Annotated in this window: 6 protein-coding genes; 4 read left to right on the top strand and 2 right to left on the bottom strand. The window is 60.4% G+C overall.

The genetic code is table 11. The features are described from left to right. Window positions 1-328: 328 nt before the first annotated feature. Entirely contained in the window at window positions 329-814 is a 486-nt protein-coding gene (locus NWF34_RS09495; RefSeq protein WP_005195045.1) for a hypothetical protein, read from the bottom strand. After that, window positions 811-2,673 (bottom strand): DUF2075 domain-containing protein, encoded by a 1,863-nt coding sequence (locus NWF34_RS09490; protein WP_258324809.1) that lies wholly within the window; start codon window positions 2,671-2,673, stop codon window positions 811-813. Before NWF34_RS09490 ends, NWF34_RS09495 begins: the two co-directional genes overlap by 4 nt. 260 nt (window positions 2,674-2,933) lie before the next feature. Here NWF34_RS09490 and NWF34_RS09485 point away from each other — a divergent pair, with 260 nt between their 5' ends. The 4 genes from NWF34_RS09485 (at window position 2,934) to NWF34_RS09470 (ending at window position 12,103) form a co-directional block, all read left to right on the top strand. Then, on the top strand, window positions 2,934-5,666 hold the full coding sequence (locus NWF34_RS09485; protein WP_258324808.1) for a hypothetical protein: 2,733 nt from the start codon (window positions 2,934-2,936) through the stop codon (window positions 5,664-5,666). Further along, entirely contained in the window at window positions 5,663-7,195 is a 1,533-nt protein-coding gene (locus NWF34_RS09480; protein WP_258324807.1) for an AAA family ATPase, read from the top strand. Before NWF34_RS09485 ends, NWF34_RS09480 begins: the two co-directional genes overlap by 4 nt. Before the next feature lie 178 nt (window positions 7,196-7,373). Beyond that, window positions 7,374-9,503: a site-specific DNA-methyltransferase gene (locus tag NWF34_RS09475; protein WP_258324806.1), complete on the top strand. Its 2,130-nt coding sequence runs from the start codon at window positions 7,374-7,376 to the stop codon at window positions 9,501-9,503. Continuing rightward, a complete protein-coding gene (locus NWF34_RS09470; RefSeq protein ID WP_258324805.1) occupies window positions 9,500-12,103 on the top strand; it encodes a DEAD/DEAH box helicase in 2,604 nt (867 codons plus the stop codon). Before NWF34_RS09475 ends, NWF34_RS09470 begins: the two co-directional genes overlap by 4 nt. Window positions 12,104-12,120: the final 17 nt, after the last annotated feature.

The raw sequence follows: 12,120 nt of genomic DNA, 5'->3' as shown, positions 1-12,120 counted from the left end.
CAACGGGGCATCACATTCGGGCCTTTCAAGAAACGATAAGTGCCCTGGGATGGTGGGGTTCCGCGGCGAGGGCAGCTGTTGCTGAGCGGGTCGGCGACCATTCTGCCTTGCTCTCACAGCTTGATGCATTCCGCACCGCCGATGCCGAGGCGGCGTCCGCCGAGTTGGTCCGAGCGGGCTGCAAGCACTGATCGAGGCCGACGCCAGCGAGACGATCGGCATCTGCCCGTTATGAGCGTTCCGCGGAACGTGCCACCCAACTCAACGGCCACCGGACCAAGACTGTTCGACGACCTCCTGACCGCCGCGCAAGTCACGACGCCTACTGTCAGCGCATCTTGATCTCCGCGACAATCTTGGACCACTTGGCGTCGCTCAGTGACACCACTGACTCAGCCTTCGGATTCGATGCCCGACGAATTCCATCGGAGATTTCTCTCGGCATCGGGTCGTCGTACGCAGTCGGCACCTGCATGGCCTGCGCGATCAACTCGGTATCGAATCGGAACGGATACTTCAACACCGACTCCGCTGTCTCGTCAGGCCAGAAACAGCTCGACTCCCACCTCAGCGGAGACAACACCCGGAATAGATATACGTCCACCGCACTCGTCACCCACTCTTCCGGCTGGCACCGTGGACCGCGCCGCAGCCCGCTGGCACGAGCTCCGATGACGTGCCAGTCGAAGCTCATTCCTTTCGTCCAGCCCTGTGGCTCCCGTCGAAGTCCCCAGCGGCCATGCTGTATTCCGAATCGAAGGTTCTCCTGGACCGCCGGCGTGACACCCGAATAGGTGGTGAGAATCCGCGTCAACTCCGCGGTCCTTCGACTAGAGCACGGAGCATGTCCTGCGTCTCGGCGTCCGTCGAGTAGATCCGCATGCCGCGCATCCCTCGGGTGAGAAGCACCTTGTAGGTGTTACGGATGGCTCGGTCGAAGGCCGCTCGGTCGGCGGTCTTGACCTGCCTGTCATAGCTCTTCTCGGGCTGCGCTACCCAACGATCCGTTCGCCAGACCAGATCTGGCCCGAAAATGACTGCGCCGTAGTCGTACTCGAATCCCTGAGCGGTATAGACACATCCGATCTGACCGAAACCAGCGGGATCGGTGGCCCAAAGTTCCCGGCTGGGTGCACCCTCGTGTCTCGTGGTCTTCGGGTTGTTCCAGGGTCGACGCCAACCTCCAATCGTGATGTCATCCGCGAGCGGTTCGCCCTTCTCAGGCGTGCTCCACTTCCAGCAGTATCCGGCGACCATACGAGCGGAGTAGCCGTCGTCGAGCATTTGTTGAAGTCGACTCTCAACTACGGATGGCGCCTCGTCGACTGCCACGTCGAAGGCCTCGTCTCCCTCCCACGGAATCGGTCCGCCTGGTTTGAGTTCAAGAAGCCTTCGAACCCAGTAGTCGTACGCTTGGCTACCACCGCACCGGAACTGGCCGTCCAATCGAATGATCTTTATGGTGCATCCCATTCGCTCGGCCGCTCGTCGGATTTCATCGACGCTGCCGCGCTCCGACGGTTTGACGATTTGATCCTCGTCAAGCAGGAACACGGGTACGCGCGCCGCGTCGATCAACTCTTCGACTTGTGGGCGACCAGTGCGATTGATCGCGCGAGTGAACCGGTTGGTCGAGGTCTCGCGAATGCGGTGCGCTTCATCGCAAATGAGGACTTCTAGATCGTTCGGTTCCGAGTTGATGAAGTTGTTGTAGTAGGTGAAAAGCTTCTGGACTCGCGGCGCTCGAGCACCGGCGACTTTCCGGAGAGTCTTGGTGAATGCAGATGACCCCGTCGCGTGCACTGCGGTCCTCCCCTGACGCGCAAGTTCGCCGAGTAAGCTCAACGCGATGACCGACTTTCCCGAGCCGGGACCGCCGACGACGACGATCACTTCCTTTGTGTTCTGTCGGGCCGCCGCCTGCACGGCACGCATGACGAGCGAATAAGCGACCTTCTGTTCGTCAAGAAGCACGAACTGCTCTCGACGTTGGACCTCGTCGGCCGCTAGGGCCATAAGCTGCTTGCTCGGTCGGATCGCAGACGATGTCAACTGGTCGGCCGCATCGGCGCCGGGTTTATCGGCAATCCGCGAGCGGAGAAATTCGATCAACTCGCTGCGCCGTTGCCCGGTAAACATGCGACCAGTCTGAGATTCCGGGTAACCCCACAACGAACGGACGCCGTCGTCGGTCGCATTGTGCAGGTACGCGACACCAGCGAGTTGCTCAGAACTACCGGCCAGAGCGGCGATGAAATCCGCGATGTGAGAACAATAGCGGCTGACCTGCTCAATAGGGTGAAGACGTTCGCGGTCGCCGTCGTAGAGGACGACGTCCTCCGTACCGTCCAGGACGGTCGCGGTGGTCCACTGTTTCAGCTCGACCACGACATAAGAGGCCTCGCCGGTTTTCGGATGAACACCGCACACAACGACGTCGGCACGTTTGCTAGTGAGCGGCAGCCGGTACTCGAGAAGAAGCTCAGCCTGGTCCAATCCCGCGTCCTCCAGGTCGCTTACCAGGACTCCGACGCTGCGCTCCCACGAGCGCACTTCGGCCTTCGACGCGTGGTAGCCGTACTCGAAGAAGTGTTGCTCGGTCAACTTAGGGATCAGGGTGTTAGCGGTGATCTGGGCGCGAACGCCCGACACCGAAGCTCGAAACAGAGACATGCGGCTCCAGGAAGACACGACGAACTTCCCGCTCGGGTTGGAGCCTTGTCACGATGACGCGTCTGTCGGGCCGTAGCGGATGACGATGTCCACGATAGTGGCTGACGCCGGCAGAATTCGTCCGAGCACCCGGCGGTTCGGACATCCCTGCGACCCGACACGCAAATGCTCACGATTGTCGTAACGATCGGTTAGCTTCCTGTCGACGTAAGTTCTGCGTACGGACGAACGGACAGACTCGAAGATGAAAGATCGAACTAATGGCGTTGCAAGTTGTCGGCGGAGGGTCGAGTGCCATCGCGTCCTCGTCTCACGCCGCGTGTGCCCGCTTCCGCGGCACCGATCCGCTGATCACAGGCTTGACCCGTCGTAGTCTCGCAACCGCGGTCGGGTTTGACGACGCCTCGGGCGCGATCCCGCAGGCGCGGTGGATGCGCGCGATGACGTTCGAGCGGCTGGTGCGCAACGAGGACTTCGCCGGGCGAATCGCCACACGAACTGTCGGTGCGCTTAACCTGAACCGGCCGAAGGAAGTTGTGACGGTCGACGCGCACGCCAACCCGGACACCACCGCGAAGGTGCTCGTCGCAGCGCACGAGCGTGCCGTAAACGAACAGTCCGTAACTCTCGTCTACCAACTCGCAGTCCCATTCGTCGGCTTCGAGGAGCACGACGCTACAGACGTCAAGCCGGACTTCGCGGTCGTCGCGCCATCTCACGACGACCCGACCGCGTCGTGGCTGGTTATGGGTGACGCAAAGGATTACGAGCGGGTTCGCTCGCGAATCGACGACGCGCGAATGCTCAAGGGCTTCCTTCAGGTGGCTGTCGGCGCAGAATCCGCGCGCGCGTGGTCTCGGCTGCCAGTCGGCATGTCCGTCCACACTTTCGGGGTACTTGCCGTGCCGCGCAACGCGTTCCTCCAACCGGAGGCGATTGTCGAGAACCTCCATGACTACGCCGAGGAGGTCAACCTCCGCATCGACGAGCGCCGACGTGAGGCGGCCCAGTCCGGCTATGCCGCTGGGCAAGACGTCAAGCCATATGTCGAGCACCTCCAGGCCGACTTCGACCCGGCCTCGTGCCCGACTTGCACGCTCTTCACCTACTGCCGCGACGAACTACGTCGCTCGACTGTAGCTGGCGATTTGCTAATCGAACTGGGCATAGCCCAGCGGCTTCGGAACGCAGCCCTCGGCCTCGTCGACGGTGTGACGGATGTCGGTCGCGTGCCCGCGTCGACAGCGGCGAACATCAAGGCAACCCTAAGCGGGGTGGCACATAATTCGGGCCAGCTTCGCATCGACCAGGCCGGTAAGCCGGGCACGATCAACGTAGTCCTCGCGAAGTCGGACGCTGCAGCGATCGGCCTCCACGGAATCGGGGTGCAACGAGTTACAGCGAGCGGACGAAAGGACTGGCAGTTCACTGTCTTCCACGACCCGCAAGCGTCCGATACTCGCCGTCGAGCGATGCGGATCATCGGGAAGGCGCTCAACAGCGCAATCGGCGAGCAACAACGGGCGGCCGGCGTCGGCCAGCCCGACTCGGTGCACCTCGTGGTGCCCGACCAGGCGACTGCCGACGTGCTTGTCACGATCGCGGACAACCTAGCTGGAGTCGAACTGAGCCGCTTGCGATGGAAGCGCGACGAGCACCAGGGCCGCCCCGCGCTCACCTACGACGGGGAACCGGCAACCATTCCGCGAGCGATCACCGAGGGCGAACGCACGGCGATTGCGTTCCTTCTCGAGGACGACCGCTCGCGCGGGTTCTCGCTTCGTTGTCCCATCATCGACGCTCGCGAAGTACTCGCGCGCCACTTCGTGGCTGGTGGCCCTGCGGTCAATGCGGGCCGTCTCGACTACCTGGTCGGCTGGGCCGAAGCACAGAAGTCCGGGCCGATCGATCACAGGGCGTTTGCAGACGAAATCGAAGATTCCGTACACACTCCGGGCGCACGCCTCACTAATTCGATGTCTGATGCAATCCACCAGTCGCTAGTCGGAAAGCGCGGCAAATCCGGATCAGGCGAAGCGGCTGACCCCGAGATGTACGAGAGGCTCGTTCTCGAGGAGATGCAGTACAAAGCGCGGGCGATTGAACGCGCTCTGGACGCTCTGGAAGTTATCGAACCGTCGACACTGCGCGCCGCGTATCGGGCGGTCGAGTCTGACGCGCAAGAGGTATGGCGCCGGCGCTTGGCGCTGCACGCGTCGGACCTAGTGCGCTTCGGCCGTACTTACCGTCCCTGGCGGAATTCGCTCGTACCGATGCTCGAGAGCGACGGCAAGTGTGCGGCTCAGTTGCTCCTCTTATGCAACCCGCAAGCGGCCCGCGACATGGCCTCGGACGCCGGCAATCGATTCGTCGCATCTGCCACCGTCGTGTCTGCTGCGCCGCTCGTCATCGACGTCGAGTCACGGAGGATCGTCGACGGGTCGCGGATCGTAATGGTGACTCGGAACGGCATAGCCTGCGTAGAGATGACCGGCGCAACTCTTGACCCGCCCAGCAGCGGAAAGTTCAAGATCGACGGCCTGTCGATCGGCCCACTCGCGACGGAGGACCCAGACATTCCAACCAGATTGCGATGGACTCCTCAGACGACACCACAACTGGAACTCGGCGACTCGCTCGTCGTCGCCGACTTCGCCTGGTTCGACAAGCTCACGGGCAACCGCAAACTTCCGGTATGCAAGCCAAAGTCAGACACGACGTCAGCGCCTACGCCCGTTTGCCGGTTCGACTCGTACGAATCCGATCCGTCGACCCATAGGTGGTGCTGCCGTTCGCACGAGATCAGCGAGGCCGAGTTCTCCGATCTGCTCGCGGAACGACGTGCACGGGGCGAGCTGAACCCCGAGACGTGGCCGCCGGTGCGTGACGATGACGCATTCGAGGTAGCCGCCAGCGGTGCGTCCGAGGGGAACGCGTTCGCAGCCGTGCCGGAGACGCCGCCTGCCCACAAGACCATGGATGACGTCGAATGACCGCACAGCAGGTGGAAGAGTCGAGCCACTTCCAGGAACCGCTTGACGTTGCAACCAGCGCCAAGCACCACGAGGACGCAGCCGTGCTTAACGAGCACGTCACCGATGAGGCAAGTGTTGAACTCGCCGCCATGCTGGCTGGCACGTCAATGAACGAACGGATTCTGTTGAAGGCCGCGGCCGGAGCGGGCAAGTCGTACGCGTTGAAACGACTCGTCGTGGAGGCGACTCAGCACGCTCCGGGTCATCGAGTCGCAATAACCGCATTTACGAACAAACAGGTTCGACCGCTCGCCGTCTCGCTCGCGGAGTCCCTCGGGAAGGACGCTGTTGCGTTACTTGCGGGAAAGGACGCGTACCTCGACATCCCGCAAGAGGTTCTCGACGCTGCAACAGTGGTGACGTCAACGACTAACGTTCCGTTGAATGTGCAGGTTGTGATCGGGACGGTGGCACGGTTCGGCGCAATCTCAGAGCGTAAGAGACTCCTTGATCACCTCGGCTCGGCGTCGGACAGCGATTCCCCGTTCGACGTGTTGTTCGTCGACGAGGCGTGGCAGATCGCACACCACCTGTTCGATCAGATCACCAAACTCGCTCCGATCTGGGTTGGTGTGGGCGACGTCGGACAGTTGCCGCCACTCGAGATCGGGCAGAACCCGTGGCGTGGTGATCCGGCCTATAACCCATACCGCGCGTGGCCGACCGAGTACGACGACGATGCCCGCACGTGGTCGCGCGAACTCCCGACGGTGTGGCGCCCAGCGGCTGGCCACCTCGCGCTCTGGCGCGCCTTTTACCCCGAATGGGAGGGCTCGCTCGACTGCGTCGCAGCTCCAGGCGACCGCTCGATCGATTTCGGACCGATGGACGAGGGCGCGGCCGAGATCTGGAGGCAAGTCGGCACGGGTGTGCCGACTCTGCTCGAGGTTGGCGGATTGCCCGAAGCGGAAGCAGCCGACATCGACTTGCCGCTGATGAATTTCATCGAGGCACTGCTCGACGCGTTCTTCTCGGCCGAGCCGACACTCACATCCGCCGTGTACGACCGGGATGTTTCGGGACGACCGACGGGCCGGTGGGAGACGAAGTCGCTGCGCGACCCTCATTCCGATCCCCTGATCACCATCTTGGCGACGCGGAATCAATCCGTGGACGACGCGACAGAAGTCGTTCTGCGGCTGCAAGAGCGGCACAACTTGACCAACCGCGACGTCGTCGCTTCCACTGTCGATTCTTGGCAGGGGCAGACGAACGGCATCACGATTGCAGTGCACCCGCTGAACGGTGCAGCCGAGCTAGACGAGTTCAACTCCGCGTTCGGCCGTCTCGCGGTCGCGTGCACCCGCGCGACACACGGGCTCCTCATGCTGAGTCGCCCCGGTCTCGACGATCTGCTTGCCGAAGCGCCGGCACGCCCCGGCACGCCGTTCGGTGAACCAGGCACTCGCCAGTTGCCGAGGCAGACGCACGCACGAATCCTCGCCACATTTGCTCGAAGCGCAATCGACGTATCGGAAGACGAATGAACGCAGTCAGGCCGTTCAAGCGTGGGCCAAGTTCGGACCACGGCCGTCCGGAGCTGGTGCATCCCGAGCCGCCGCCGGCTGTGAGTGTTCCCGGCCGCCTACTATGACCTAACACCGCATCCGTGCTCCTTGCCGGACCCGTCTCAGTCACTCCGACCGAGTAGGAAAGAATCGACACGTGTCACGCCTCAACGACCTCCTCCGACAAGTCGCCAATACCGATCCCCAGCTGGCCAAGGATCTTCGACGCGAAACCGATGCGCTCGCGGACCGCCGGGCGTTCGGGTTGAATTTCGAGCGACACACTCCCGAGGCCGTAGAGCTGCCCGGTCGGCCGATACGAAAGAATGACAAGGTCCGGATCCTCCCTGAGCGGGGAAAGACACCGAAGAAGGAGGATGAGCGCCTGTACCGGGTCACGAAGGTGTACTCGGCGGACGGCGACCGATGCGCTGATGTTGTTGCTGTGGATGACCCCGACGATGTGCGGTCTGTAATCGTCGACGACCTCGTTGTCGTCGCCGAGTTCCGTGACCCGATCTACCCTGGGCTACTCTCGACGGGAAAAATTGAGCGTGGGAAAAGCAAGCCTTTTCACACGGTGATCAATTCCGAAAATTATCACGCGCTTCAAGCGCTACTATTTACCCACCGGGGAAAAGTCGATTGCATCTATATTGATCCACCCTACAATACGGGCGCGAAGGACTGGAAGTATAACAACGACTACGTCGAGTCGGACGATCACTACCGTCACTCAAAGTGGCTAGCGTTCATCGAGCGCCGTCTCGTGCTTGCGCGAGAGTTGCTGAACCCGGACGAATCCGTCCTTATCGTAACGATCGACGAGAAAGAGTATCTGCGCTTGGGGTTGCTACTCGAGCAGGTGTTCCCTGGCGCTCGTGTCCAGATGGTCTCGTCCGCTATCAACCCAACAGGGGCGATCCGAACCAATGAGTTCACGCGAACCAATGAGTTCATCTACTTTGTGATGATTGGGGACATTCAACTGATACCCGAAGTTACCGGCATTCAGGATGGCGAGGAGGTGCGTTGGAATCAGCTGCGTCGATTCGAGATGTCATCCGCACGAAATGGTCCGCAACCGAGGCCTGATCAGTTCTACCCGATATATGTGAACAAGGAATCCGGTCGTATAAGTGAAGTAGGAAACTCTATACCCCGGACGGTGGACCGACATACGGTACCAGGACGAGATGGCTGCGTGACCCTGTGGCCACTTAAACCGGACGGTACTGAGATGATCTGGGGACTCACACCCGCAACACTTCGTTCGAGGATCGAACAGGGATATGTCCGCGTAAGTCGCGGCCGAGGCCGCACAGAGGGTGATTTTTCAGTTTCCTATCTAACCAGCGGGAAATTGGAACAAATACGCAACGGCACAATCAAAGTACTTGGGCGACGGCAAGATGGTTCAGTTATTGTCGAGCGCGTAGGCGGATTGAAAAGAACGATGCCGACGACGCAATGGCAACGTGAGTCACACAGCGCACAAGCCTACGGAACAAAGCTGATTTCGAATATAACCCCAAACCGGAGATTCCCATTTCCAAAATCATTATACGCGGTTGAGGACGCGCTCCGGTTGTTTGTGGCGGATAATCCATCGGCCGTAATCCTCGACTTTTTTTCCGGTTCTGGAACAACGGCGCACGCGGTGCTTCGACTCAACAAACAGGACGGAGGGCATCGCCGCTCGATCTCAATTACGAATAATGAAGTTTCCCAAGATGAACAATATCGTCTACGCGAGTCCGGACTGCGCCCGGGAGACGCGGAATGGGAACGGTGGGGCATCTGCGATTACATCACCAAACCGCGAATTGCAGCGGCTATCACCGGTAGGACCCCTGATCGCGAGCCCATCAAGGGAGACTATAAGTTCACAGACGAGTTTCCCATGGCTGACGGTTTTGAAGAGAACGTCGAGTTCTTCACCCTCACCTACGAATCCGCTATGCGCGTGGCGTCACACCGAGAGTTTGCCAAGATCGCTCCCTTCCTCTGGCTACGAGCTGGAGCACGTGGGCGCCGCATCGATGAAATCTCGGTTGGGTGGGACGTTGCCGATACGTACGGTGTGATCGCGAACCTTGACCTCGTTGAGCCGTTCCTGAAAGCCGTTGAGGCTGCGGAGGGAATCACCCACGCGTACATTGTCACCGACGAAGACCGCCTATTTGAAGCGTTAGTCCGACAGCTTCCAGAACACGTCGAACCGGTTCGCCTGTATTCTTCTTACCTCCGCAACTTCGAGATCGAAGCCGGGAGGGCTGCACGTTGAAGTTCACACTGAAGCCATACCAGCGCACAGCGCTCGAAGACATGCTCGCAGCTCTGGATCGCGCCAAGACGATCCACGAGCGTGAAACGACCCCGACCTCGGTGTCTCTGTCCGCAACCACAGGCGCCGGCAAAACAGTGATCGCAGCGGCAGTGATCGAGTCACTGTTTTTTGGCAACGCCGATTACGAATTCGAGCCGGACGACGGTGCCGTTGTAATCTGGTTCTCGGACCAACCGAGCCTCAACGAGCAAACACGGTTCCGCATCATGGAGGCGTCGGACAAGGTCGTGTCAACTGACCTCGTTACCATCGAACCGCCGTTCTCGCGGCCGAAGCTCGAAGCCGGCAAAGTGTATTTCCTCAACACGCAGAAGCTGTCGAAGTCCTCGCTCCTCACGCGTGGTCACGAGACCGTTGCCGAGCAGGACGTGCTGGAGGGAATGCAGGCCTTCGTCCAGCCAGACATGCAGGGTTACACGATTTGGCAGACTATCGCCAACACTATCGACGATCCGGACTTGACTCTGTATTTGATTGTCGACGAGGCGCACCGAGGTTTCGGTACGAAAGCAACAAGAGACAAGTCCACGATCGTCCAAAAGCTGATCAATGGGCATGCTGGGTATCCCCCCATCCCAGTCGTGTGGGGAATCTCGGCCACGATTGGCGATTTCCGGGAAGCGATGGACGACGCGGATGTGTCGGGCGACCGCCGCTACCTTCCACCGGTACAGGTAGATGGTTTCCAGGTGCAGGAATCTGGACTCGTAAAGGATGTCGTGAAGGTCGACATTCCAGCTGAGGCGCAAGCGATCGACATGGTCCTGGTGCGTCGAGGCGCGAGGAAGCTAAAGCACTCGTCCGAGCGGTGGCAGACCTACTGCGAGACACAGAAATTGCCTGACGTCGTCAAGCCATTGATGGTCCTACAAGCTCCCAACACGCCGAACCACGACAAGATCGGTGAGGCACTCGACGTCATCTTTGACGTCATGCCCGAGTTAGGCTCCGACTCGATCCGACACGTCTTTGACAAACACGTGACGCAGACATTTGGGGCTCACCAGGTCGATTGGATTGAGCCTCAACTCGTCGAAGATCGCACGGACGTCCGAATACTCATCGCGAAGGACGCAATCTCCACTGGGTGGGACTGTCCGCGTGCCGAGGTGTTGGTGTCATTTCGGCCTGCGAAGGATCACGACCACATCCAGCAGTTGCTAGGCCGGATGGTGCGCACACCCCTCGCCCGTCGAGTTCCAGGCGACGACGAACTCAACTCGGTCGACTGTCTGTTGCCGTTCTTCGACCGAAAGACCGCCGGTGATGTAGTTAGGCTGCTAACCGCCCAGATCGACGGGGTCCCCGAACCGACCAGGAGGATTATCCGCGACGAGTGCCTCATGACCCCGAACAAGTCAGTCCCGGAGACGGTCTGGCGCGCGTGGGACAACCTACCGTCGATGACACTCCCGCAGCGTGGTACGTCTCCTGTGAAGCGGCTCGCTACTCTCGCTCTTTCCCTATCAACCGATGGTGTGCGGCACGGAGCACTGGCCGAGGTGTCTCGTCAGGTCCATGCCTTGCTCGATGACGCGGCCGTGTCGTACAGAAGCAGAGTGGAGTCCGCGATTGCTGAAGTCTTGGCTGTGCGGCTGCAGGAGATCTCGGCGAAGTTCGGCGCCAAGAGCGTTGAGTACGCCGACATCGTCGAGGTGGCAGACGAACGTGCCATTCGCGCTGCATTCGAAGACGCTCGCAAGGCGTTTGGCGCCGATATCGCGCACGGCTACGTCGACCACCTGACGACCGATGACGACAGCGACGACGCGCTCCGCGAAGCATTCGTTCGAACCGCAGCTCTCGCCTGCGTGCCGGAGATACGGGAAGCGGTCGACAACAAGTCCGACCAGATCGCGGCAGATTTGTTTGACGAACACGATGACGCCATCCAGGAATTACCAGACGATCGCCGGCAGGAATACCGCGACATCAACGCACTCGCAGCGACGCCTCAAATCGAACCACTCGGTCGACCGCGAACCCGCATCGAAGACTACGTCGAGGAGAACGAAGATAAACAGCTCCTCCGCGCCGAGTTGGTGAAGTTGCACCTCATGTCGGACAAGAACGGCGACGCGCCGATCACGAAGTTGAACGACTGGGAAGCCGAGATCGTCAAGCACGAGATCGCGCGCGATGGTGCACTTGGCTGGTATCGGAATCCGCCGCGTCAGACTGCCGATTCACTCGGAATCGCGTATCGAGATGAAATGACGGGAAATTGGCGATCGATGCACCCTGACTTCATCTTCTTTCACGACATCGACGGCGAGGCGAGGGCTTCGATCGTCGACCCGCACGGTCACTACCTCGATGATTCATTAGTCAAGCTTCAGGCCCTAGCGGCGTTCGCCGAGGCGCACGGTGCCGCGTTTCATCGAATTGAAGCATTGAGCAAAGTCGGCAGCGTGATGAAGGTGCTTAACCTCAAGGACGAGGAGGTTCGTGCCGGCATCATGGCTGGCGGTCGCCCGGTCGACTGGTACTACAACTCCAACTTCGCAAGCAACTACTACGCCGAGAACACGGTTTGAGGCTGAGTTCTTGTCGG

The organism is Gordonia sp. GONU (assembly GCF_024733855.1).
Lineage (GTDB): Bacteria > Actinomycetota > Actinomycetes > Mycobacteriales > Mycobacteriaceae > Gordonia > Gordonia amicalis.
Note: the sequence above shows the minus strand (reverse complement) of the source record. Positions and strands in the feature narration are given on the sequence as shown.

Coding starts and splice junctions, on each gene's coding strand:
- NWF34_RS09490 (WP_258324809.1), bottom strand. CDS start 2,673: ATGTCTCTGTTTCGAGCTTCGGTGTCGGGCGTTCGCGCCCAGATCACC.
- NWF34_RS09485 (WP_258324808.1), top strand. CDS start 2,934: ATGGCGTTGCAAGTTGTCGGCGGAGGGTCGAGTGCCATCGCGTCCTCG.
- NWF34_RS09480 (WP_258324807.1), top strand. CDS start 5,663: ATGACCGCACAGCAGGTGGAAGAGTCGAGCCACTTCCAGGAACCGCTT.